The 24,402-nt window shown below is 58.2% G+C and carries 23 protein-coding genes; 4 read left to right on the forward strand and 19 right to left on the reverse strand.

Annotation, left to right across the window (positions count from 1 at the left end; genetic code table 11):
* Positions 1-2: 2 nt before the first annotated feature.
* From ACQUTG_RS02580 to ACQUTG_RS02625, 10 genes are all read right to left on the reverse strand, one after another.
* Complete coding sequence (locus ACQUTG_RS02580) at positions 3-1,322, reverse strand: TolC family protein (protein ID WP_428917909.1); 1,320 nt, start codon at positions 1,320-1,322, stop codon at positions 3-5.
* 542 nt (positions 1,323-1,864) lie between these two features.
* Positions 1,865-2,353 (reverse strand): hypothetical protein, encoded by a 489-nt coding sequence (locus ACQUTG_RS02585; protein WP_099613924.1) that lies wholly within the window; start codon positions 2,351-2,353, stop codon positions 1,865-1,867.
* Positions 2,341-3,474, reverse strand: coding sequence for a hypothetical protein (locus tag ACQUTG_RS02590; RefSeq protein ID WP_428917910.1), 1,134 nt, complete (start codon positions 3,472-3,474; stop codon positions 2,341-2,343). The genes ACQUTG_RS02585 and ACQUTG_RS02590 overlap by 13 nt, the downstream gene beginning before the upstream one ends.
* Positions 3,467-5,980, reverse strand: coding sequence for an FtsX-like permease family protein (locus tag ACQUTG_RS02595; protein ID WP_428917911.1), 2,514 nt, complete (start codon positions 5,978-5,980; stop codon positions 3,467-3,469). Before ACQUTG_RS02595 ends, ACQUTG_RS02590 begins: the two co-directional genes overlap by 8 nt.
* Positions 5,977-6,663 carry an ABC transporter ATP-binding protein gene (locus tag ACQUTG_RS02600; RefSeq protein ID WP_099613921.1) on the reverse strand — a complete coding sequence of 229 codons (687 nt, stop codon included), beginning with the start codon at positions 6,661-6,663 and terminating at the stop codon, positions 5,977-5,979. Before ACQUTG_RS02600 ends, ACQUTG_RS02595 begins: the two co-directional genes overlap by 4 nt.
* Before the next feature lie 9 nt (positions 6,664-6,672).
* The gene (locus ACQUTG_RS02605) at positions 6,673-7,284 is read right to left on the reverse strand and encodes an outer membrane lipoprotein-sorting protein (protein ID WP_428917912.1); all 612 of its coding nucleotides are present in this window, start codon (positions 7,282-7,284) and stop codon (positions 6,673-6,675) included.
* A gap of 168 nt (positions 7,285-7,452) precedes the next feature.
* Entirely contained in the window at positions 7,453-7,668 is a 216-nt protein-coding gene (locus tag ACQUTG_RS02610) for a DUF2933 domain-containing protein (protein ID WP_113864080.1), read from the reverse strand.
* 37 nt (positions 7,669-7,705) lie between these two features.
* Complete coding sequence (locus tag ACQUTG_RS02615; RefSeq protein WP_428917913.1) at positions 7,706-8,731, reverse strand: YncE family protein; 1,026 nt, start codon at positions 8,729-8,731, stop codon at positions 7,706-7,708.
* 315 nt (positions 8,732-9,046) lie between these two features.
* A complete protein-coding gene (locus ACQUTG_RS02620; protein ID WP_428918445.1) occupies positions 9,047-11,443 on the reverse strand; it encodes a phosphoketolase family protein in 2,397 nt (798 codons plus the stop codon).
* A 238-nt stretch (positions 11,444-11,681) separates the two neighbouring features.
* Positions 11,682-11,966, reverse strand: a complete 285-nt coding sequence (locus ACQUTG_RS02625) for a hypothetical protein (protein ID WP_428917914.1) — start codon at positions 11,964-11,966, stop codon at positions 11,682-11,684.
* Positions 11,967-12,289: 323 nt separating this feature from the next.
* On the opposite strand from ACQUTG_RS02625, the gene ACQUTG_RS02630 reads away from it, so the two are divergent.
* A complete protein-coding gene (locus tag ACQUTG_RS02630; RefSeq protein WP_099613912.1) occupies positions 12,290-12,802 on the forward strand; it encodes a DUF411 domain-containing protein in 513 nt (170 codons plus the stop codon).
* A 50-nt stretch (positions 12,803-12,852) separates the two neighbouring features.
* Positions 12,853-13,575, forward strand: a complete 723-nt coding sequence (locus ACQUTG_RS02635) for a cytochrome c biogenesis CcdA family protein (RefSeq protein WP_428917915.1) — start codon at positions 12,853-12,855, stop codon at positions 13,573-13,575.
* 11 nt (positions 13,576-13,586) lie between these two features.
* Here the strand turns inward: ACQUTG_RS02635 and ACQUTG_RS02640 are convergent, their stop codons facing one another.
* From ACQUTG_RS02640 to ACQUTG_RS02680, 9 genes are all read right to left on the reverse strand, one after another.
* Entirely contained in the window at positions 13,587-13,937 is a 351-nt protein-coding gene (locus tag ACQUTG_RS02640) for a DUF3147 family protein (protein WP_099613910.1), read from the reverse strand.
* Between the two features lie 192 nt (positions 13,938-14,129).
* The gene (locus tag ACQUTG_RS02645) at positions 14,130-14,516 is read right to left on the reverse strand and encodes a DUF302 domain-containing protein (protein WP_099613909.1); all 387 of its coding nucleotides are present in this window, start codon (positions 14,514-14,516) and stop codon (positions 14,130-14,132) included.
* Positions 14,517-14,540: 24 nt separating this feature from the next.
* Positions 14,541-16,898 carry a heavy metal translocating P-type ATPase gene (locus tag ACQUTG_RS02650; protein ID WP_428917916.1) on the reverse strand — a complete coding sequence of 786 codons (2,358 nt, stop codon included), beginning with the start codon at positions 16,896-16,898 and terminating at the stop codon, positions 14,541-14,543.
* Positions 16,891-17,133, reverse strand: a complete 243-nt coding sequence (locus tag ACQUTG_RS02655) for a hypothetical protein (protein WP_170003631.1) — start codon at positions 17,131-17,133, stop codon at positions 16,891-16,893. The genes ACQUTG_RS02650 and ACQUTG_RS02655 overlap by 8 nt, the downstream gene beginning before the upstream one ends.
* A gap of 27 nt (positions 17,134-17,160) precedes the next feature.
* Positions 17,161-18,516 carry an APC family permease gene (locus tag ACQUTG_RS02660; RefSeq protein ID WP_113864085.1) on the reverse strand — a complete coding sequence of 452 codons (1,356 nt, stop codon included), beginning with the start codon at positions 18,514-18,516 and terminating at the stop codon, positions 17,161-17,163.
* 11 nt (positions 18,517-18,527) lie between these two features.
* Positions 18,528-18,884 (reverse strand): hypothetical protein, encoded by a 357-nt coding sequence (locus ACQUTG_RS02665; protein WP_428917917.1) that lies wholly within the window; start codon positions 18,882-18,884, stop codon positions 18,528-18,530.
* A gap of 174 nt (positions 18,885-19,058) precedes the next feature.
* Complete coding sequence (locus ACQUTG_RS02670) at positions 19,059-19,730, reverse strand: copper resistance protein B (RefSeq protein ID WP_099614202.1); 672 nt, start codon at positions 19,728-19,730, stop codon at positions 19,059-19,061.
* A gap of 68 nt (positions 19,731-19,798) precedes the next feature.
* The gene (locus tag ACQUTG_RS02675) at positions 19,799-21,565 is read right to left on the reverse strand and encodes a copper resistance system multicopper oxidase (protein ID WP_428917918.1); all 1,767 of its coding nucleotides are present in this window, start codon (positions 21,563-21,565) and stop codon (positions 19,799-19,801) included.
* A gap of 76 nt (positions 21,566-21,641) precedes the next feature.
* A complete protein-coding gene (locus ACQUTG_RS02680; protein WP_113864087.1) occupies positions 21,642-22,199 on the reverse strand; it encodes a cupredoxin domain-containing protein in 558 nt (185 codons plus the stop codon).
* Positions 22,200-22,401: 202 nt separating this feature from the next.
* Here ACQUTG_RS02680 and ACQUTG_RS02685 point away from each other — a divergent pair, with 202 nt between their 5' ends.
* Positions 22,402-23,067 (forward strand): response regulator transcription factor, encoded by a 666-nt coding sequence (locus tag ACQUTG_RS02685; RefSeq protein ID WP_273167940.1) that lies wholly within the window; start codon positions 22,402-22,404, stop codon positions 23,065-23,067.
* Positions 23,054-24,391: an ATP-binding protein gene (locus ACQUTG_RS02690; RefSeq protein ID WP_273167938.1), complete on the forward strand. Its 1,338-nt coding sequence runs from the start codon at positions 23,054-23,056 to the stop codon at positions 24,389-24,391. Before ACQUTG_RS02685 ends, ACQUTG_RS02690 begins: the two co-directional genes overlap by 14 nt.
* The last annotated feature ends 11 nt before the right edge of the window (positions 24,392-24,402 follow it).

Consider the following 24,402-nt stretch of genomic DNA (forward strand, 5'->3'; position numbering starts at 1 on the left):
CGTTAGTCCTGATCGTTCGGTAGTGAGGAAGAAGTTGTTTCAGAGGAGTGGGCAGTCAAGTAACGAAAGCTCGCGAGATTTTTTGCGCGCTCGGCAACAATCTGTATCAGCTCAACCCGGGCGTTAAGCTCGTCAATGCGTGCGCGCACGGCTTCTGCGAAATCGCCATCGTCGTTATCGTAGGCGGTCAGGGCGGCGCTGGCCTGCTGTTCCATCTGCGGTATCAGGGTCTGACGGTATAGCCTGATCCGGTCATCAAGCTGTTCAATCCGTGCCATTGCGGCGCGGGCCCTGGCCTGAAGCTCCCGCATCTGCAGGATCCGCTCGGACCTGGCAGCTTCCAGGCGGGCTGTTGAGGAGCGCAGCTTCCGGTCCTGTCGGTTGCCGGTAAAAATCGGGAGGTCAAAACCGATTCCGACAGAAAACAGATCGGCGCGGTCCTGGCCATTCGGGGCCCTGTCCCGATATCCATACTGCGCAAAAACAGACCATTCCGGCTTGTAGGCCTGGCGCGCCAGGTCCACATCAATCGCCTGGGCATCAATCAACTGATCGGTGGCACGGATCGAGGGATGGCGGATTAACCCATTAACATCTGTTTCCGGCCACATTTTCGCATGTTCGGCCAATAGCTTTGGCGGAATCTCTCCGGGCACCGGCAACTGTGCTGCGTCCGCGCCAATCCATTCACCCAGCGATTCACGGCTGAACGCCAGTTGGGTGTTCAGCGCTGCCAGTCGGTCCTCAAGCCGGGTCAGTTCCAGTGAAGCCCGAATGATGTCCTGTTGCCTGGAGCCCATTGTTGCAGAGGTGTAGCCAGCTTCAGCCACATCTGACAATTGTTCAAAGAGCCCCCGGTTGCTCTCTATCAACCGGATACTCTCCTGGGTTCGCCAGAGCTCGAGCCAGAGGTGCGTGACCCTTTCTGTTACCTGTTCGCGCCGATTTTCCCGGCGAAATGGCTGCACTTCAGCCATCCGGGTCTTTTGTTCACCGGCCAGCTGACGACTGTCACCACGGGGGATGCGCTGGGAGAAACCGATTGTGGCCTGAGTCATTGCTTCCTGCCCGGTGTCGAAAGTATCCGTGGGCAGGTTTGCGGCGCCGATGGTTACCCGGGGATCAGGGAGCGCTCCCTCTGCATAGGATTCTTCGATCAACGCGTCCTGCATCCGGGCGCTCTGCCGAAGCCAAGGGTCGTTCTCGATAGCCGTGTTAACGACATTGGTCAGTTGAAGTTCTGAGTTCGCCCAACCGGGCAGACTGGTTAAAACCAGAACACAAAAAATGGCCGGTTTTATAACGAGAGGAGGGATGGACAACTTTAAATCTCCATTTAAGTTATTTCTGAACGGAGATCTTATGGCTCTAATCTGAAACCAAACTGAAACTTATAACAAAAATAGTATATTTTGATCTGGCTCAAATATTCTTCAAACCTGACAAATATCAAAAAATATTAACTCTTATTATTTCAAATTTCAGGATAAATCAGAAACTGGTGTTTTAATAAACTAACCAACCAATAGGAGATGAAATGACGAAAAGATTATTTGTATTTTATTAAACAGCTGCCATTTCAATATAATTCACTAAGGAAGGACAAAAAAATACCGCAGGGTAAGCCCTGCGGCGAAGTTAACTCGCGGAGACATGGGCACAGGCTGTAACAAGTGATAACAACCGGCGCCCTGATCGCGAACAAGTAAATCACACCAACCTGAAACCGGACTGAATTACTGAGACAAATTCAGGATTAACAGTCCAAGCAAATAGTCGACCGCCTGTCATTGAAGGTTCTCGACTATTTATTACACGTTAAACATATAGCAATTGCCGCCTCTCAACTTCCACCATCTCTCTTTCACTTGGCTCTCAACATTGACCATCCAACAAACATCCATTTGACAATCAATATCGTGACCAGTGGTAATAAAGCCCACTGGGCGAGAGGAAGCACTCCGGTGCCGGTCCATGAGAGAATCGGCATTAACTCGCTATAATTCCACCGGTCGCCCTCCCCTGTTGCCCAACACTCAAAAAGGATCGTTACAATCAGCCCGACAGCAAGGTAAACGGACAGGCTGGTCCGTCTCCAGCCGCCCACGGCCCAAAACCAGTCCCTTGATATCCATGCCGCAACTGCATATGCGCCGACGGCTACATTGGCATCTCCGATAGTGGCACGGGTACACAACCACACCACATCCCAATGACGGGTCTCAGTCATATCGGTAAAGAACGGAACCTGCACCATTTCCCAAAAAAAGTGGAGAAAAAAGCTGACGCCCCAGATCATCACGGCAAGCGCAACGGCGGCCCGACGCCGGTATCTGACCTTCAGAAAAACCATTGAATCTCCATCAGCCCAAGCGGCTCCAGTCTCCCGTACTCGCTGTCCTGGTCACCTCCGAACCATTGGGCTCCGACAGTGAAGTAGATCTCCTGACCCAGCGGCAGTATCCACGTGGATCTCGGGTAAAGCACCCAACTGGCATCATCGGCATTACGGACGGCCACCACCCGGTACAGCCAGAACGGGTTGATATCCTGCCATACCAGTAGTCCGGCATAATGACGCCCGGCATACAGGGGCTGCGCGGACACAAGATTGGCCAGACCTGTCGTTCCCGGCGATACCGGCTGACCGTTATAGAAATATTCAACGGCCAGATTGAACCCGTTGCGAAACGCCCAGTTCAGATCCGCTACTCCCTGCCAGTAACTATCACCCGCATCTGGCCCGCTCCAGACGAGTTCGGTGCGCCAACCGGTGCCAGCCACGGAGCCACTGCCGCTGACACCCGCTTTGGTGACGTCGGCGAACTCGCCCATCATTACGCCGGCATCGACCCCGGCGAAAAAACGCTTGGCCCGTGCCGCCGTGCTGGCATTCTGGTCCGTGTGTTGCGGCGCATGCACGGCGCTGATCCGGCCGGTTGCCCCCCAGGCTCTGTCCCATAACAGCGCGTCCACGCCAATGCGTTCATCAGGCTCCAATTGCAGTGGGCTGACAGGATTGAGAATATCCATGGGGTTCCAGATCAGCGCCGTGGACCAATTCACTTGCTGACGGCCAAACCTGAAGTCACCGACCGGCGAGCGCCACTGGATCGTGCCACGGTAAAGTTGATGGCGCGCCAACACATCTCCCGATTCGTGCACGTCCCCCTGAAGATCCCAGTAGCGCGGATCGGAAGCGTCCCTGAGCAGGGCGAACTCCGGGCTGTCCAGGAAACTGCCGGTCACCAGCTCCAGGTCGTAGGCCGCATCCACAACCCAGTCCCGATAGCGATAACGGGGCTCAATACGCAGGCGGGTAAGATTCGAGAAGTAGCGACTGTCGTCAATCAACGAGCGCGAGCCAACGCTCAGATTCTTGAGCGATCCCGAATGGCTGAAGTCCGCCCCAGCGTCTGACGCCAGCATTAGCCAGGCCATCGCGACCAGCGTCAGTGGAGATCGCCTAGCCATGGCGGATGGCCTCCACCGGATCCAGTCGCGAGGCACGCCAGGCCGGATACAGCGCCACCAACACAGAGCACAGGAACAACAGCAGGCTGGGAAGCCAGACGTGATCGAAAATCAGCACCGGATAGATACGATCGGTGATGCCGGGGATGGCTTCCAGGGCACCACTGATCGAGGACAGATCGATGCCGGTAGTGCCAAGCCAGACGACGAGCAGTCCGCCAACCACCGATCCTGCCAGCATTCCCAGTAGTGCCAGGAAGAAAGCCTCAAACAGAATCGTCAGTTGCAGTTGCGACCCTCTGGTGCCCAACGCCAGCATCACGCCCAGTTCCGGGGTACGTTCCATCACTGACATCACCATGGTGTTCATGACACCTATGGCGACCACCACAAAAACCACCGACAGGATGAGATAGAAATCCACCTGGCTCATCTCCACCATCTGCACCACCACCGGGAGCAAGGTCTCCCAGTCCTGGGCCACCAGTCCGTCGTTGGTCAGAAGCGGCGACTGGTTCAGGGTTCGCGCCAGGCCGGCACTCTCTGCGCGGTCTGACAGCCTAAGCACGATTCGCGAGACTTCGTCTTCCAGCAGTCCACCCAGGCGGCGGGCTACGTTGATATCGGTGAAGACATACTCGGTGTCGAACAGGTCACTGCCGGTGCGGTAGATACCGCGAATGGCCTGGGCACTGGAGGCAAGATCTCCCCCAGCCTGCTGGACCGTAATGACCAGCTTGTCCCCCAATCGGGCACCCAGCTCCTCGGCCAGTTTCTGGCCAATCACGATTCCCGTCTCCCCGGATTGAACGTAGGTGCCCTGCTCCATGTACCCGGAAAGTTCCGTAACCGCCCTCTCCTGTTCCGGAGCAATACCGACCAGTTCCACCGGCAGGCTTTTACCGGGGTTGGCCACCATGGCACGCAGCACCACCCGGGATGCGGCAGCCTCAACCTCAGGGCGCGCCTGCAACTGCCGCTGCAGTGCCTGACTGTCGGCAATGCGTAAAGCCGGCGACAGATCGACGTCGTGCCCCCCTTCCAGCACCTGCACATGCCCACTAAGCTGCTGTGTCGAGTTGTGAATCATCTGCTCGAAGAAACCATCGGCAAAGGCATACAGGAACAGATAGGCAGCCAGCCCGAACGCAGTCGCCGAGGCGGTGATTACAGACCGTCGTGGATTTCTGAAAACCGAACGCAGCGCCATTTGCGCAAAAATCAGCAGCCGATGATCAGACGTCACCTGCCAATGGATCCGGCGGATACGGTTGATCATAGTTCGCCGTGCGCCCATCGCCTCCAGCGGGCTGTTTCGGCTGGCTTTCCAGGCCGGGATGGCCGCTGCCAGCAGAGCGACAGACACCACCACAACGCCAATGACCACCAGGCGCTGGAGCTCGATGGTGGGATAGACGATACCGCTCAGCCCCGGCATGGTATCCATGGCCTTGATATAGGCACTGAAGTCCAGCCCATGGGTACCGAAATAGCCCGTCAGTGACAGACCCAACGCCAGCCCCAACAGGTAGCCCAGACCAGCCAGAATCGCTGTTTCCAGAAGCACCAGCCAGACAATACGGCTACTGGGGGTACCCAGCGCCATCATCACACCGAATTCCCGGCCACGTTCCAGCACCGACATCAGAATGGTGTTAACGATACCGGCCGCCACCACCACAAACACCACGAAGATCACGATGTAGGCGACAGCATCATGAAAGGCGACCATTTGTACCAGCGATGGCATCAGCGCTGGCCACCCCAGGACCTCTACGTTCCGGGCCTGCATCTGATTCCGCAGGCCTGCAACCACCGCTTCGAGCCGGTCGGAATCTTCTACGCGGGCCGCTATCTCGGTAAACCGTCCCTGGAAGGCATAGAGTGCCTGGGCAGACGCCAGGGGCATCTGGGCCACGAAGCCATCAATTCGCTTGATGCCGGTTTCAAAAACACCCACCACCTCGAATCGGTCCGCACCAATGGAGCCGTCCGCCGCCTGGACCACCAGCACCAGCTCTTCGCCCGGGGACACCTCCAGGGCATCGGCGGCATCCACGCCCATAATGATCTCATTGCCCCCCTCCAGATAGCGGCCCATAACAATCGACCGATCCAGCCGGGTGACCGTTGGCTCGATTGCACTGTCGACCCCCATTACCTGCAAGGCCCTGGACTGGTTGCCATGGCTGGCCAGCGCGTTGCCTGTCACCCTGGCCGTGGTCGCCGCGACACCGGTTACGGCGGACACCTCCTGGGCAAGGTTCCAGCGCTCGGCCAGGGCAATGTTCATTTCCCGGTCGTCGTGAAACCCGCGCTGATGCACTTTCAGGTCGCCGGTCACATAGCCGGTCATGTTGTTGATCATCTGGGCATTGATGCCGTCGATAAACGCCCACAGAAACACCAGCCCACCGACACCGACCGCCACCGACAACAGGGTGATCCCGGTACGCCGACGATTGACCCGGAGATTGCCAAACGCCAGTCGCAGCCAGGCGATCACGGCCGGCGCTCCTCGCGCTCAATGACGCCATCCCGGAGATGGATCACCCGGCGCGCCCGCTCCATCACCATTGGATCATGGGTGGAGAACACAAACGTAATCCCGTGCTCGGCGTTCAGCCCCCGCATCAGGTCCAACAGGGCTGCACCGGTCGTGGAGTCGAGATTGGCGGTGGGCTCATCGGCCAGGACAATGGCGGGTTTGCTGACGATGGCCCTGGCCACCGCCACACGTTGCTGCTGGCCGCCAGAGAGTTCGTGGGGCAGACGTTGCTCCATTCCCCGCAGCCCAACCTCCGCGAGAATGCGCTGTGCCTCGGCTCGTCGTTCGCGAAACGGAACACCGCGAAGCATGAGCACATACTCCACATTCTCCTGGGCCGACAGCACGCCGATGAGGTTGTACTCCTGGAATACAAAGCCAATCTTCCACAACCGCAGAATGGTGCGCTTCTTGCGGCTGAGCCCGGTAATTTCCTCGCCCGCCACCTGAATATGCCCGCTATCCGGCTCGTCCAGGGCGCCGATCTGGTTAAGCAGGGTGGTCTTGCCCGACCCCGAAGGTCCCACCAGTGTGGTGAACTCACCGGGCTCAATGGCCACCGATACGTCATTCAGGGCTTTGACGGCAATGGAGTCCTGCCGGTAGATCCGCGAGACATTCTGCACATTGACGATGCTCATAGCGGGGACTCATTCCGGGTTGCGCAGACGGCGCAGTGAAAAAAGGGACTCGTCCAAAGGAAGATCGAATTGGATGGTTTCAATTCTGATGACGGTGCGGGATTCGGGGTTGTCCGCATCAACCATGGTCCACAGCGTCGGTATCCGGCGCCCGTCCATGGTCTTGACCTGTTCATAGGTCAACCGTTTGACGAGCTGATCCCGCTCCCCGAAGTAGGCCACCGACACGGGGATAGCGTCCGCGCGAACCTCAAATTCAAGCCGGCTCCAGACCACCGGCGCGTCGGGCCTTGGCGTAGAAACAATCCGATACACAGGTACCTCGCCAGAAGCATCTACCCCGGCAACCTCATGGGTGTAGTCGTCGACAAACGAACTTTCCTTGACCAGATCGTCGTTGCTGAAGTTGGACCCCATCCAGGGCTGCAGCATCATCGACGGCGGGATCTTGATGGTTCGGTCGACCTTTGGCAGGTAATTCCACATGGCATCACCGATTCTCAGCGAGCCCACGCCCGCCTCCTTTTTCGGCGAGTGAATGCGGATTAACGTGTGATCGGGCCGGTCCATCCAGGCTTCCAGCTGCAGCTCCCGGGTCCAGTATTCACTTTCAATACGCATGACGTACCGGCCGTGGTTACTGTCTGACCAAAGGGTATGCTCCATGGCTTCTATTAATGAATCGGCGGAGGGAGTGCCCGCAAAAACCGGATCCGATATCCAGACCCAAAGAAGAACTATTATCCAGGGTGCCATGAGCCAAATCCTCAATAGCTTATATTCGGTGCCTCACTGTTCATCTCGCTCATCTCCAGTCTTGCCATGGTGCGGTCCATGCTGCCCGTGACTACCATGTCCGCCATGCATAAATATGTGCATTAACGGACATGCAAGAAGTATCAGCCAAGGCAAGGCGCCGAGAAAGTGACCCTTGTGCTCGCCCCAAAGCACAAGCAGCGCAATAACAGCGAATATTGCCAATGTGATTTTATAACGACGGTCCATGACAGTTCCTTTTGTGAGCAATCCAACTCTGCAATCGTCACGGCTTATAAATCGAGATCTGATGACCTATCCCATCCAGCGAGACCTCATCAAGAATGGCGAGAGACACTGGATCAAGAATCCAGAGTTTTGCCTCGCCTCGGCTGGTGACCAAAATGCGGCCATCGACAGGGGAAACCGCCAGGTGGTAGGGAGCCGGGGCGAGCGGGAAACTTTTTCGGATGCCGGGAGTGAGGTCTATGCGAACAAGCCTTTCATCACCCTGACTGGTGGCAAAAAGCGTCTTTCCATCGGCGCTCAGGCCCAGACCATGAGGCGCTTCGCCAATTTGGTAGCGAGCCGTCACGACACCGTCAGAAAGCCGCAGCTTAAGGGCTTCACCGGAGGCGGCATCATTGATGTACAGATGATCACCGTCCGGGGCGAGAGCCATGTGCTCCGGGCCTCCACCTACGAGCACATTGCGCTTGACGAACCAGTTCCCGGTATCCACTTCACTGATCGTGCCGTTACCGGTATTGCTGACGAATAACGTCTGGCCGTCGCCCGTCGTCGCTATATAGTTGGGAGAAGGGCCAGTCGCGATAACGTCAACGACTTTTCCGGAATCCAGATCAACAACGCTGATACCCCCACCCATCGGATGTGTGGAAACGGCATAGCGACCATCCGGTGTGACCAGAACATGATGCACTGGCCCCGGCACCTCATATACCCGTTCCATGGCGTTCGTGCTGGTGTCCACGACATAAACCCGACCAGTACCGGATAATTCCGGAGCTGCGGCGCCGCCACCACCGTGATGGGCGGCGTGATCATCTTCCGTGACACTCTCCGGTCGCATGGGAGGTTCCTGATTGTCATGGGCAGTCAGGCTTCCCACAACGAGGTAGCGGCCATCCGGAGTCAGCGCTGATCCATGGGTATTGACCGTACCGGAGATCGTCGATGTTAATCGGTGGGTTTCCAGGTTCATGACCCCCACAGAATCCGCCGTCCCCATGGGAATGAAGGCGCGACCACCGTCCGCAGACACCGCCGTTGACAGACTCATCGAGAACATGGCGACGAGGCTCCAAAACCATGATTTTCGCGACGGGTATTTCATAATGTCACCTTCGGAACAGAACGGCAGAATGATTCTTTTTCGGCAGAAAAGCGGCCGTTGCGCGCTTGCGAAAAAGAAATGCTTCAATCCCAGTTGAACACGCCAAACTGAACTAGAACTGAAAACCCTTCCTGAAGATGCATCTATTTGACGCGGATCAATATCAACACGACGACGCCAGAAACATCCAGTGAACATCCGACACCGAAGTAGACCGACTCAAGCCACCCATTGTGCGTGCGGCCAATCTGACGGACCATGAAGGCTTCCTCAGCCGGCCGGCGTTCCCCATTGCCATTGTGTTACTTCCGGCATATCAACACCGTGCTCGGTGATGTAATGCTGGTGCTCAATAAGCCGGTCCCGCAGCCACTGTTTGAGATAGGCTGCCCGAGCCCCCAATTGCGGAACCCGGTCGATAACGTCTGCCGCCAGATGGAAACGGTCCATGTCGTTGCGCACCACCATGTCGAAGGGCGTGGTGGTGGTGCCTTCCTCCTTATAGCCACGCACATGGAGATTCTTATGGTTGGTGCGCCGGTAGGTCAGGCGATGGATCAGCCAGGGATACCCGTGGTAGGCAAAGATAATCGGTTTGTCGGTGGTGAACAGGGTATCGAAGTCTTTGTGAGACAGACCATGCGGGTGTTCCGCCTGATCCTGCAGGGTCATGAGATCCACTACATTGATCACCCGCACCCTGAGCCTGGGCAGGTGATGGCGCAGGATATCCACCGCCGCCAGGATCTCCAGTGTCGGCACGTCGCCGGCACACGCCATGACCACATCCGGCTCGCTGCCCTCATCGTTGCTGGCCCACTCCCAGATGCCGATACCCGCGGTACAGTGCTTGATGGCCGCGTCCATGCCGAGCCACTGTGGCTCGGGCTGCTTGCCGGCCACGATGACATTCACGAAGTTGCGCGAGCGCAGGCAGTTGTCGGTTACGCACAGCAGCGTGTTGGCATCAGGCGGCAGGTAGACGCGAATAACGTCGGCTTTCTTGTTCACCACATGGTCTATAAAACCGGGGTCCTGGTGCGAAAAACCGTTGTGGTCCTGGCGCCAGACGTGGGAAGTCAGCAGATAATTGAGTGAGGCAATGGGGCGACGCCAGTGGACCTCTTTACCGGCAACCTTAAGCCACTTGGCATGCTGGTTGAACATGGAGTCGATGATGTGAATAAAAGCCTCATAGCAGGAAAATAGCCCGTGCCTGCCGGTCAGCAGATACCCCTCCAGCCAGCCCTGGCAGGTGTGTTCGGAGAGGATCTCCATGACCCGGCCGTCCGGCGCCAGGTGATCGTCTCCCGGGAGGGTTTCGGCCATCCAGGCGCGGTCCGTCTCCTCGAACAGCGCGCCAAGGCGGTTGGAGTTGGTCTCATCCGGACCCATCACACGGAAGCTGCGCGTCTCGTTATTCAGTTGCATCACGTCGCGCAGGTAGGTACCCATAACCCGGGTCGATTCCGCCTGCTCCGCGCCGGGGCTGGTGACTGCAACAGCAAATTCGCGAAAGTCGGGCAGTTGCAGATCCCTGAGCAGCAGCCCGCCGTTGGCGTGCGGGTTGGCGCCCATGCGCCGTTCACCTTTCGGTGCCAGAGCTGCCAGCTCCGGTTTCAGGGCCCCGTTCGGCTCGAACAGTTCTTCAGGACGGTAACTTTTCATCCAGTCTTCAAGCAGCTTCAGGTGCTCAGGCTTGCTCGCCATCGCGGAGAAAGGTACCTGGTGCGAGCGCCAGGTACCTTCACTCTTCAGGCCATCCACTTCTTTCGGGCCGGTCCAGCCCTTTGGGGTTCGGAGGACAATCATTGGCCATCGCGGGCGCCCGGCGGCGCCCCTGGTGCGGGCTTCGTGCTGGATTTCCCTGATCTCGGCCATGACCGTATCCAGGGTCGCCGCCATACGCTGGTGCACCCGCGCGGGCTCATCGCCTTCAACGAAATAGGGCCGGTAGCCGTAGCCGATGAACAGGCTCTCCAGCTCATCACGGGGAATGCGCGCCAGCACGGTGGGGTTGGCGATCTTGTAGCCGTTCAGGTGCAGTATCGGCAATACCGCGCCGTCCTGGGCAGGATTGAGAAACTTGTTGGAGTGCCAGGCGGTAGCGAGCGGGCCCGTTTCGGCTTCGCCGTCACCGACCACACACGCCGCAATGAGCTCCGGATTGTCGAATACCGCGCCGAAGGCATGGGACAGGGAGTAACCGAGCTCGCCCCCTTCGTGGATGGAGCCCGGAGTTTCCGGCGCCACGTGGCTTGGTATGCCACCGGGAAACGAGAACTGCCTGAACAAACGCTGCATGCCCGCTGCGTTCTGCGGAATGTTCGGATAAAGCTCGCTGTAGCTGCCTTCCAGCCAGGTATTGGCAACCAGGCCCGGCCCTCCATGTCCGGGGCCAGTGATGTATATGATATTCAGATCCTGCGCTCGGATGATCCGGTTCAGGTGTACGTAGATGAAGTTAAGCCCCGGGGTGGTTCCCCAGTGTCCCAGCAGTCGCGCCTTGACGTGCTCCAGAGTCAGTGGCTCGGTGAGTAGCGGGTTGTCGCGCAGGTAGATCTGCCCCACCGAGAGGTAGTTGGCGGCCCGCCAGTAGGCGTCCATTCTGTGGAGTTCATCCGGCGTCAACGGGCCAGGTTCGGCATTGCTTTTTTCCGCTTGCACCGACTTTTTCAAGATCAGATCCTCCACAAAAATCCAGCCTGCTTGTGCTTCAGATCAGGACCGCACCCGGATAGCGTAGGAACACGCCAGCAAAGCAAAGCACAGCCACCTGAATTCAAGCTGAATTATTTGAGCGAATCAGACCGCACGTTGATCTCAATCAAGCCCGTAATCACCCAACAAAAAATAACAGTGCCGTCGCTTGACGTATGACCTGATCAAAGGTTTTATAATCACCTCAACGATCAAAGTTGCTGCTCTGCTTGCCGCTCTCCCCGCGTTCAAAAAGCACCTGAACCAGAGTATAGGTCAGGGCGGCGATAACCGTTCGACACACGGAAACCAACATGCCGTCTCGCCAACTCCTCGCAGCATTGTTAAGCGTTTTGCTGTTGATCGGCGGCCCGACCCAGGGGCTTGCCGCGGTAGCCAATGCCAACGCGACGAAGACGAGCCTCAACGCTACCGGCTGCAACGGAATGGCCAAGGTTGGCAACGCCGGCATGAACCATTCCTCGAGCATGAATCCGTCCGGAGTGTCGGTACAGTGCGATACCCCCGAGCAACAGAATTGTCACCTGGCGACCCCTCATTGCGCCTCCGCGTCTGTTTACGGCATGGCCACCGGAACATCCGTGCCCCCTGTTCAATCCGCCGCCCGCGTTAATGCCACAGCGGTCCGAGCGGTGTACCACGGCCCCGTTTCCGACGTCCTGACCCCCCCTCCTGAAGCCTTCTCCTGATCCTGACGCAGCTTCATTGTCGGGCGATATCGCCCGGGAAACCCGAATCACATTGTTAACAGGCAAAGCCGTCATAAATGGGCATGCCTGTCAGGAGATCACCATGAAGACCCAAAAACTTGCCCTTTATACTGGCGTCGCTGCCATTGTTCTTGCCGCCGGCGCCACCACGCTGGCAATCCAGGCCAACGAATCCTCCGAACCATCAACCCCTCTGGCCTCTGCTGGCGAAACTGGCCCCGCGATCACCATCTATAAGAGCCCAAGCTGCGGCTGCTGTCAGGGCTGGGTTGAGCACCTTGAGACCAACGGCTTTGAGACCCGCGTTATCGATACCGACAACGTCGGTGCTATCAAGCAGACCCATGGCGTACCGGGAGAGCTGGCTTCCTGCCACACCGCGTTGATTGATGATGTGGTAATCGAGGGTCATGTGCCGGCTGGCGATATCCTCGCTTACCTGGAAAACCCCCAGTTCAATACCCTCGGGCTTTCAGTGCCGGGCATGGTCCAGGGCAGCCCCGGCATGGAAACCGGCCGGAAGGACGACTACCAGGTGATTGCCTTCCGAGCCAACGGGCAGCAGAGCGTGTTCAGCGAGCACAAAGATTACTGAGGCCGTTCCCGGCTGCCGGCCGGGAATACCACTGATTCGGGAGTTCCTGAATGCCAGATCTTGCAACCTGGGGCATCCTCGCCGCCTTCCTTGGCGGCCTGGTGTCTTTCTTCTCACCCTGCACTCTGCCACTGGTCCCGGGCTACCTGTCTGTCGTTACCGGCGGCGCAGTAACCGAGGCGTCGAATCGGCTGAAAGCCTTGTGGCTGAGTGTCTGCTTTGTGCTCGGCTTCAGCCTGGTGTTTGTTGCCCTGGGCGCCAGCGCCAGTCTTCTGGGGCAGTGGCTGATGGCCTACCGGCAGGAAGCCAATCTGGTGGCCGGGTTGCTGATTGTGCTCATGGGCCTGTTCATGCTGGGTTGGTGGAGCATGCCGGCCCTGCAACGGGACTGGCGCCTGGGGCATACGCTGGAAGGCGGGCGGCCCACGGCAGCATTCGTGCTGGGCGTGGCGTTCGCCATCGGCTGGACGCCCTGCATCGGCCCCATACTCGGCGCCATACTGGCCCTTAGCTCAACCCATGCCAACGCGGAAACGGGCATACTGTACCTTGCAGTGTATTCGCTGGGACTGGCGCTGCCATTCCTTGGAACCGCGCTGTTCATCGAGCACTTTCGCGAGCGGATGCGAGGGTTCAGTCGCTGGAGCAGACCACTGAGGGCAGTGGCAGGTCTGGTGCTGGTGATCATGGGTGTAATGGTGATCACCGGGCAAATGACACGGTTTGCATCGTGGATGCTATCGACCTTTCCAGTGTTGGGCAGCCTTGGCTAAAACACGCGGAATTACAGAAGAAAGATACCAAACCGCTTTACCACGGCCGCCAGTGCCGCAAAGCAGGCGATGGTAATGACAGCACTGATCACGAGGGAAACCCAGAAGCCAAACCTCGGCAGAAGGAACGGGAAAGCCAGAAACATTGGCAGGGTCGGCAGCACGTACCAGAACGTATACCAGGCATGATTGCTGATTTTCTCTGCGGGCTGCTGCTCAGCGTAAAGCCAGATCATGGCCAGCACTGTCACCATGGGTAAGGCAGCAATCAGCGCGCCCAGTTTGTCGCTGCGTTTCGCGATTTCAGATACCAGCACCACCAATGCAGCAGTAATCGCATACTTGGTAATAAGCCATGCCATTCAATCGTCCGCTGGCTAATGTCCCGTCTGGTTAAATCGCTGATCTAATGAGCCAGACGGGAGACCAGGGAACTTCTATTCGTTTTAACTCCGGAAAAACCGCACGGGAATGGTATTCTCTCTTCACCAACGATTCCAACACCCTCTTGCGGCTTAACGCACGCGCAGAGGCAGGGCGCCCGAGGCCATCGGTCAGATCGCCTCGACAACCTCAGACAGCATGTCTCTGACTTTCCCGGCAACCTGCTTGAGCTCGTCATTATCAATGGCCGTCATGGACGCCACAGGATCAACGGCACTGACCTCCACGCCGTCCGAAACTTCCCTGAGAATCACGTTGCACGGCAGCATGGCACCGACGCGGGGCTCCACGCCAATGGCTTCCCAGGCCATACCGGGATTACAGGCCCCCAGAATCCGGTAGGCAGACATGTCCTTGTCGAGCTTTTTCTTCATGGTGGCCTTGACGTCGATCTCGGTCAGCACGCCGAAGCCGTGGTCCCCCAGGGCCTGCCGCGCTCTCTGGTCCACATCCTCAAAATCGACATTCTTGATGAGACGGTTGATCGTGTATGACATGGTTATCTCCTGTGAGAGAAAAGTTCAGTGGCCCGGTCCCAGCCTGACCACTCGCAAACGCAGTGCGTTGACAATCACGCTGACCGAAGACAGCGACATGGCCGCCGCCGCGAAAATCGGGGACAGCAGGATGCCCGCAAACGGATACAACACCCCGGCGGCGATCGGGACGCCGGCAGAGTTGTAGATAAAGGCAAAAAACAGGTTCTGCCGGATGTTGCGCATGGTCGCCAGAGACAGCCGGCGGGCTTCCACAATGCCCATCAGGTCTCCCCGGAGCAGTGTAATACCGGCGCTTTCGATCGCGACATCCGTACCTGTGCCCATGGCCACACCCACATCCGCCGTTGCCAATGCGGGTGCGTCGTTTACGCCATCGCCGGCCATGACCACAATACGGCCCTCATCTTTCAGGCGCTGAACGATCTTGCCCTTGTCCTCCGGCAGGACTTCCGCCTCCACTTCGTCAATGTGCAGTTTGCGGGCAACGGCCTCAGCCGATGTTCGGTTATCGCCGGTCAGCATGACGACACGGATGCCATCCTTCTGTAGTGCCGTTATGGCCGCTTCGGTGGTTTCTTTCACCGGATCGGCAATGGCAAGCAACCCGCAAACCTTTCCGTCAACGGCTGCGAAAATCACCGTAGCCCCATCCCTGCGGAGCTGGTCGGCTTCAGACTCAAAATCCGAGGTATTGACGCCTTCGGATTCCATCAACAGCCGGTTGCCAATCAGTACCTGCTGCCCATCGATCTTTCCGGTCACGCCTTTGCCATTCGGGGAATCGAAACCCTCAGCCTCTGGCAGCGTCAGGTCCATGGCCCCGGCTTTGTCGAGAATGGCATGGGCCAGCGGGTGCTCACTGCCCTTTTCCAGGCCGCCGGCAAACCGCATGAGTTCTTCCTCGCTGAATCCCTCGGCAGGAACCAGCTTTGTGACCTGAGGTTTGCCTTCTGTCAGTGTGCCGGTTTTGTCCACCACAACCGTATCCACCTTTTCCATGCGCTCCAGAGCTTCCGCGTCCCGTATCAGCACACCACTCTGGGCACCCCGGCCGACGCCGACCATGATCGACATGGGCGTGGCCAGCCCCAGGGCACAGGGGCAGGCGATGATCAACACGCTCACAGCGGCAATCAGCCCGAAGGCCATGGGCGGCGTGGGCCCGAAGACGGACCAGACGATAAAGGCGATAATGGCGATCAGGATCACGGCCGGCACAAAATAGCCCGCGACCTTGTCGGCCAGGCCCTGAATGGGCGCGCGGCTGCGCTGGGCGCTCGCCACCATCTGCACAATCTGTGACAGCATGGTGTCCCGGCCAACCTTGTCGGCCCGCATGATAAAGCTGCCCTGCTGGTTGATGCTGCCGCCAATCACCTGATCTCCCGATTTCTTGCTGACCGCCAAAGGCTCACCAGTGACCATGGATTCGTCCACATTGGAGCTGCCCTCAAGCACCTCTCCGTCCAGTGGCACCTTGTCTCCGGGCCGAACCCGAAGGCGGTCGCCAACCTTGACCTGATCAAGCGACACATCGGACTCACCGCCCGCATCGTCCAGTTTCCTGGCGGTTGCCGGCGCCAGATCCAGCAAGGCCTTGATGGCACCCGAGGTTTTTTCCCGGGCCCGGAGTTCCAGCACCTGCCCCAGTAAGACCAGCACCACAATGACCGCCGCGGCCTCGAAATAGACGGCAACCGAGCCATCCTCCTGCCGAAAGGCTGCCGGGAAAACCTGAGGGGCAAGGGTCGCCACCAGGCTATATATCAACGCCACGCCGGTACCGATGGCAATCAACGTGAACATGTTCAGGTTGCGACTGACCACGGACTTCCAGCCCCGGACAAAGAACGGCCAGCCACACCACATAACAACCGGTGTTGCCAGCACCAACTGGATCCAGTTGGATATCTGAGGGGCGACAATGTGATCAAGCCCGGTCAGGTGCCCGCCCATTTCAAGCACCAGCACCGGCAGAGTCAGAACCAGTCCAATCCAGAACCGGCGGGTCATGTCCGTAAGCTCTGCGGATGGCCCATCATCCAGGCTCACCTGCTCGAGCTCCAGAGCCATACCACAGATGGGGCAGTCTCCCGGTCCCTGCTGGCGAATTTCGGGATGCATCGGGCAGGTGTAGATAGTGCCCGGCGGCACGGCCTCTTCCTGTTGCGGTTGCCCGCCGAGGTATTGTTCGGGGTCCTCGTCGAATTTCGACTGGCAGCGTGACGAGCAAAAATACCAGGTTTTTCCACCGTGCTGACTTCGATGCTCGGCCGTGTGGGGGTCTACGGACATTCCGCAAACCGGGTCCTTGGCGAGGTGCTCTCCACTTTCCCCTTCACCGTGGTGCGCATGGTGAGCGTGCTGGTGCTCAGGCATCCGGCCCCCCTTGTTTATCCGCGGGCCATTCAGAAAACGCAAGAAAATAAAGCAGGAAAAGATTAACCACTGGAATCAGTATCAGAATGCCCATCCAGCCCGGATATCCCGTGCGCTGGCAAATACGCCAGGCCGGTATGACGACCACAATGCCGATCACCAGCATCCACAACCAGTGTCCGGCCCACATCGTGTTATAAAACATGGTATTACCAAACGCTCCATTTCCCATCATGGTACTGCTCTCCAGGTCGATAACCTATTAATGGTGATGATGCACCTGAGTTCCCTCATGCCCGGATTCCCGGGTGCGCGCAGTTCTGGTCAGGAACAGCTGCTCGACAATGGCAATCACGGCCATCGTTGCCACGGCCACACCGATAACAAAAGGATCGGTGTTCAGTTTCACCCAGACAAAACCACCAAGTGCCAGCATATCCAGAATGATCGCCGTCGCCGGCACCCAGACGCTTGCCTTCACATCTGCCCGCAGATACCGAAGCACGCCCCAGTGAATGGCAATATCCATGACCAGGTAGAAGACGATCCCCAAAGCCGCAATGCGGGAAAGATCAAAAAAGGCCGTGAGGATCAGCCCCAGGACCACAGTGTAGACCAGCGTGTGCTTCTGGATGGTTCCCGGCATGCCGAAATGACTGTGGGGCACCAGCTTCATCTCCGTCAGCATGGCCAACATGCGCGAGACAGCGAAGATACTGGCCAGAATGCCACCGGCGGTGGCCATCATGGCGATGGCAACCGTGAACCAGACACCATAATCCCCCAGTGCCGGGCGTGCGGCTGCAGCAAGGGAGTAGTCCCGGGTCTCAATGATTTCAGCCAGTGAAAGATTGCTGGCAACGGCAAAGCCAACCAGGGTGTAGATCACCACACAGGCTGCAATGGAAATAACGATAGCGCGCCCCACGTTCCGGTGCGGATCCTTCACCTCGGAGCCACTGTTGGTGATGGTGGTGAAACCCTTGAAGGCCAGTATCCCGAGCGCGGTGGCACCCAGGAAATTACCAGCGGTTCCCGCTTCTCCCGGTGTGGAGAAATCAACCGATATGCTGTCGGCGATCCAGACACCCACCAGCCCGAAAACCAGTATCCCCCCTATTTTCAGAATGCCGATGAAGGAGGCCACTCCCTGGATCATCCGGTTACCCAGCAGGTTGATCAGAAAAGCCCCCAGGATCAGCGATACGCCGAGAATGGGTACCATGCGTCCGCTTTCGTCGCCGCCGAACAACTGCATGGTGTAGGAACCGAAAGTACGCGCCAGAAAACTCTGGGCAATCACCATCGAGAAATACATCAGCAAGGCGTTGAACGCAGTTGGCAAGCGGTTCCCGTAGGCTTTGTGCAGATACATACCAATGCCTCCGGCGGATGGCCAGGCATTGGAGATCTTGATATAGGAGTATGCGCTGAAGGCCACGATGACCGCAGCCGCCAGAAAGGCCAGCGGAAACAGCACACCCGTCATCTGGGCCATCTGGCCGGTCAGTGCGAAGATACCGGCGCCAATCATGACGCCGGTTCCCAGCATCACGGTTCCGGGAAGCGTCAGACTTCCTTCCTGATAATGGGTGGTTCTGTCCTGCTCACTGCCCATTCAACCTCCTGTCACTTTCGTTTCATTGGCGGAATCTTCGAACAACAGAATGGCTCGTGATTGGCATTGGCCCGGACGTTGTCATCGGTAAACCGGTACCAGGCCAGTTTCCTGCGCGTCCACCAGCCTCCGGGAAGCCTCCCGTCATAGCCTGCAACCAGATCGAGCAACTCATCGATGGACCAATGACTTCCATCATAGGTCACGAATAGACGGTTGCCCGGCTTGCGCTCGGCGAAGTCCACGCAGGGGTGGTGATTCAGTTCGTGAATGAAATCCTCCCACTGACTCTCACCCAGCCCCTCAACGGGCAATTTCCTGTGGAGAAGAAAGGGTTCCTGACTGGTTGCTTTGTGAGCTTTGATCATGGCATTCACCTCCCAACCTGCTTGCTTTGACCTCATCACAACATCCGAAGCTGAATTGCGGCTGAAAATCAGCTGCCTCAACCGCCCCCGGTTGACCCACATCAACTTGTCAGCAACAAAAAACGGGCCGAGGGGGGTACCCTCGGCCCGTTAGCTGGAGCGTCAGAGGCGGACTCAGAACGAGACTCTGGCTCCGATAACGGCGAACCAGTCCTCGGTGCCTCCCCCTTCTGCTTCCGCAAAGTCGGCGGTGTCGCCATATTTGCGTTCGTGGACCACGCCCAGGTAGGGCGAGAAGGACCGGTCAACCAGGTCATAGCTCAACCGGAGCCCGGTTTCTGTAGAAACCAGCCCCTTGCCCACACCAATTTCCCGGTCTTCACTGAAAGCAACAGTGGCATCCAGTGCAGCAGACAGGATCAGGTGATTGGTGAACAGCAGCTCGTACTCGGCATCAAACTCCGCCGAAGTATCGCCTTCGTCACTGACATACAGGCTGGCATCCACCTCGAACCAGTGCGGAGCCAGGCCGGTCAGCCCCAACACCCCATAGGTACGGTCCGGGCCCTCGGGCGTGTCGAAGCGCACGCCGGCCTTGGCGTCGAAGAAGCTGGAAACCGGCGTCTGCAGGAGCAACTGGTTTTCCAGCTTCTCATAGGCCTCTTCTTCGATCGCGTACTCACCTTTAGTCAGCCAGCGGAACTTGAGTTCATCAGTGCCGTAGAAGGCATCGCCGTTCCAGACCCCCAGTTCCTCGTCATCGTCACTGTAACGATATTCCAGTTCCTCGAACTGGACACCCCAGAGGCTCAGCGCGTCCTTCCGGCCGGACTGGTCCTGCGGCATATCACTGCCCAGCACGGGCAACGATGGCAACGTCAATGCCAGTGCAAGCGCAGACAGGGTCAAAGTCCTCATGCATCACCTCCGTCATTCGCAACTTCAACGCCGGCGGTGTTGCCCTGGTCCGGACCACCCTCGACCACGACCTTGCGGAACATGCCGGAGGCGGCATGGTAGGACAGGTGGCAATGGAAAGCCCACTGGCCCGGCGCGTCCACCTCGGTTTCCATATAGACCGTAGTGCCCGGTTGAACGCTGACGGTGTGTTTAACCGGGTTCCACTCCCCGGCCCCCACATCGAGGATCGACCACATGCCATGCAGATGCATCGGATGCGTCATCATGGTTTCGTTAACAAACTTGAACCGGACGCGCTCGCCGTATTGCAGCTTCAATGGTTCCGCGTCCTCATACTTGACGCCGTCAATACTCCAGGTATACCGCTCCATGTTGCCGGTCAGGCGCAGTTCGATTTCACGGGTGGGCTCCCGCTCCTCGTACAGTGGCTTCTGGGCCCGCAAATCCGAGTACGAGAGGAACTTGCCACCATTCGCCGCCACCGGCACCAGGCCGCTACCCTCCGCGTAGAAGGGATCGCTGGCACCACTTTCGGCCATGATCATGGCACCGTGATCCATGCCCGAGTGGTCCATTCCGGCCATCGAAGTGCCAGCGTCAGCGGCCATGCCGGAGCTGCCATTCATACTGGCCTGTTCCATTGAACCCTGGCTCATGTTGCCATGGTCCATGTCTTCCGCACCGTCGCGGGTCGCCATATCGCCATCGGCCATACCATGCATGCCCCCCATATCGGCCATGGTCAGCAATGGCGCCTCTCTCAGTTCGGGCACGGGCCCTTGCATGCCTTCCTCAGGCGCCAGAGTCGCCCTCGCATAGCCCGACCGCCCCATGGATTCGGCGAAGATGGTGTAGGCCTCGGCGGTCTTCGGCCGGACAATGACATCGTAGGTTTCCGCCACACCGATACGGAACTCGTCCACGGTAACCGGCTGCACGTTATTGCCATCGGCCTGAACCACGGTCATCTCCAGACCCGGAATCCGGATATCAAAGTACGCCATGGCGGACGAGTTGATGAATCGAAGACGGATGCGTTCACCCGGCTCGAATACGCCGGTCCAGTTCTGCTCGGGCCCCTTGCCGTTGATCAGGCCGGTAAAACCCTGAACGTCCTCCACGTCGGCCTTCATCATGCGCATGTCGCCCCAGGCCAGACGGTCCTGCAGGGCGGTCATGAAACCGTGCTTAGAGATATCGGCAAAGAAATCCCCGACCGTCTGCTGCTGACGGTTGTAGTAATCCGGCATCATCTTCAGGTTACGCATGACCCGGTTGGCATCGTGCGGGTGTTTGTCGGTGAGCTGGACCACATAGTCCCGGTCGTACCGGAAGGGCTCGCGCCCCTCGGGTTCGATCACGATTGCACCATAGGCGCCGTTGGGCTCCTGAAAACCGGAATGGCTGTGGAACCAGTAGGTGCCGCTCTGCACGATGGGAAACTCGTACGTGAACGTCTCACCGGGCTGGATACCCTCAAAGCTGATACCCGGCACACCATCCTGCTCGAACGGCAGGATCAGTCCGTGCCAGTGAATGGAGGTCGGCTCATCCAGATTATTGGTGACATTGATCGTCACGCTCTCCCCTTCCTTGAACCTGAGTACCGGTCCGGGAGAGGCTCCGTTGTAGCCGATGCCCTCTTTCACAAAGTCACCGGTGTCGATCATCACGCGGTCCACGGTGAGGCTGTACTCACCGGCAGCGGCCATCACAGGCATAAGGAGCCCGAGGGCCCCTGCCATAAGGGCGTTTTTCATGTGTTGGTTACTCCTGGAATACTGCAACGGGAGCACCGGAAAAGTGGTGCTCCCTTCTTATCGTCCTCGGGCGGGATCAGTCTGCGCGGGCCTGGGTGTCGGCTGCGGAATCGAAGTTCACGTCACCGTACATTCCGGATTGGTAGTGGCCAGGGATATTGCAGGCGAATTCCATGTTGGTCTTGCTGCTGAAGGTCCAGATGATTTCCTTCTTCTGGCCCGGCTCGAGCAGTACGCTGTTGGGATCATCATGCTTCATGGTGTGGCCGTTACCCATATCCATATTCATCATGTCCTCATTGAGCTTGCCACCCTGAATCACGCCGTGCTCGACCATCATCTTCATTTCGTCCCGATGGGCCTCGTGCATATCGGGAGTACCGATATTGAATTCATGCACCAGTCTGCCCTTGTTCTCGATCATGAAACGCACGGTCTCGCCTCGAGTAACCTCGATGGCTTCGGGTTCGTAATAGTTGTCGTGCATTTCCACCTGGATGGTGCGGGAAACATCGCCTGCATTTCCGGGCTCACCAATGCTGCTTCCATGACCACCACCGTGACTGCCTGCGGCAAATGTAGTTGCGGTCATCGACATGGCCGCAGCCGCAACAAAAAGCTTTGATGCATTCATCCCATCTTCTCCTGTGAAATAATGTGCGTTAGTACGCCAGTCGGCTTGCCCTGAAACTTGAGCAATGCCAAGAAACGATTGATACCATCTCGCACAAACCTGAATCCTTTCTGAAAATGACCAACAATTTAGAGTTCAGGCTGAATTCAGGTAAGTCAGTGACACTGACGCGGCCGACAAGACGCCGATAAGGAAAAGAAACATGCGCCTACTGCTTGTTGAGGATGACCGCTTGCTGGCCGATGGCCTGGCCCGCCAGCTTGAAAAAGCGGGCTTCAGTGTGGATATCACCTCCATGGTCCGGGAGGCTGTGATGCTGGGAGAACAGGAGGACTACCGGGCGGTGGTTCTGGATCTTGGGTTGCCCGACGGGAGCGGCCTGGATGTATTGAGGAAATGGCGTGCGAACCAGATCAACCTGCCGGTCCTGATTCTGACAGCCAGGGGCGACTGGCAGGACAAGGTAAATGGCCTGAAGGCCGGCGCGGACGATTACCTGGCCAAACCCTTCCAGACCGAAGAACTGATCGCCCGCCTCAATGCCATTGTCCGCCGCAGTGAAGGCAGGGTTCACTCGGTGGTGAAAGCGGGCCGGTTCGAGCTGGATGAGAATCGCCAGAGCCTGAAACTGGCCGACGGCACCGAGCACACTCTGACCGGCACCGAATTCCGACTGCTCCGCTGCCTGATGAGCCGCCCCCGGCATGTGTTTTCCAAGGAACAGTTGATGGAGCAGCTTTACAACCTCAACGACAGCCCCAGCGAGAATGTGATCGAGGCTTACATCCGGCGCCTGAGGAAACTGGTGGGCCCGGACACCATCGCAACACGACGGGGCCAGGGTTATCTGTTCAATGACACTGTTTAAGAAGCCGGTGTCCGTGAAGGGCACCCTGCTCGTCCTGCTGTTACCCGCCGGCATCGGCCTGATGGCTCTGGCCTGGCTGGTACACGGGCTATTACTGGACCGGATGGCAAGGGAATTCGTTGAAAGCCGACTGAAGGACGAGGTCGCGTTCCTTGAACACCAGATCCGGGAATCCGGCGGTCGCATCGACACACTCCAGACCGGCGACTATTTCCAGGAAGTCTTTCACCATTCCTTTGCCATCCAGTCTCCCTTCCGCACCCTCATTTCCCCGGAATCCTGGACGCCTCTGCTGATGCCCTTGCTCGAGTCCGGGCCGGACGGTGCCACTCAGGTCGATCGCAGAGGGAGTGCGGACAGCCCCTCCAGTATCCTGGCCTACAGGGCGTCGTTCCGGGTTGGCGACACACCCATTGTCGTGATTGTCTCCGAAGATCTGGGCGCCCTGAAACGCAGCCAGGCCGAGCTGCATGCGTGGACCGCCATTGTCTCCATTCTTCTGATCGTGCTGCTCGTTGCGGTGATCTGGCTGGGCATCACCCTGTCCATGCGGCCCGTCGTGACCCTCAAGGCTGCTCTGAAAAGGCTTCAGGATGGCGAAATCTCTCGTATTGCCGTTCAGGCCCCGGAGGAGTTCCAGCCCCTGGTGCAACAGCTCAACCAATTGCTCGATTCCCTCGACCAGCGACTGGAACGCTCCCGGGATGCGCTGGCGAATCTGTCGCACAGCGTCAAAACCCCCATCGCGGCAACCCGGCAGATACTGGAGGATACCAGCCGCCCGCTGGACGCCCCCCTCAGACACGAAATGGCGGCCCGACTCGGGGATATCGACAAACAGCTTGAAGCGGAAATGCGCCGGAGCCGGTTTGCCGGCCCTCAAGTGGGGAAAAGCGCCTACCCGGTCAAGCAGGCACGGGATCTTCTCTGGATGCTGGGCAGGCTCTATCCGGAAAAGTCCTTCGAATTATCCTCCGAATTGATGGAGGAACGGCGTTGGCCGCTCGAGGAACACGATCTGAACGAAGTGCTCGGCAATCTGCTGGATAATGCGGGCAAGTGGTCGGAAAAGACTGTCGAGCTCTCACTATTGGAGGAAGACGGCCGAATGATCATGCGGGTCGAGGATGACGGCCCCGGAGTTCACTCCGAATCCGTGCCTTCTCTCGGTGTCCGCGGGCTTCGGCTGGATGAACAGACTCCGGGCCACGGACTTGGCTTGGCCATCGTCAGAGAAATCACCGAACGTTACGGTGGTACACTTACGTTTGACACCGGGGCTCGGGGCGGCCTTCGCGCCCTGATCGATATTCCCTGGACGTGAACCTGAAAAAG

Source organism: Marinobacter sp. DUT-1, from assembly GCF_050379415.1.
Taxonomy (GTDB): Bacteria; Pseudomonadota; Gammaproteobacteria; order Pseudomonadales; family Oleiphilaceae; genus Marinobacter.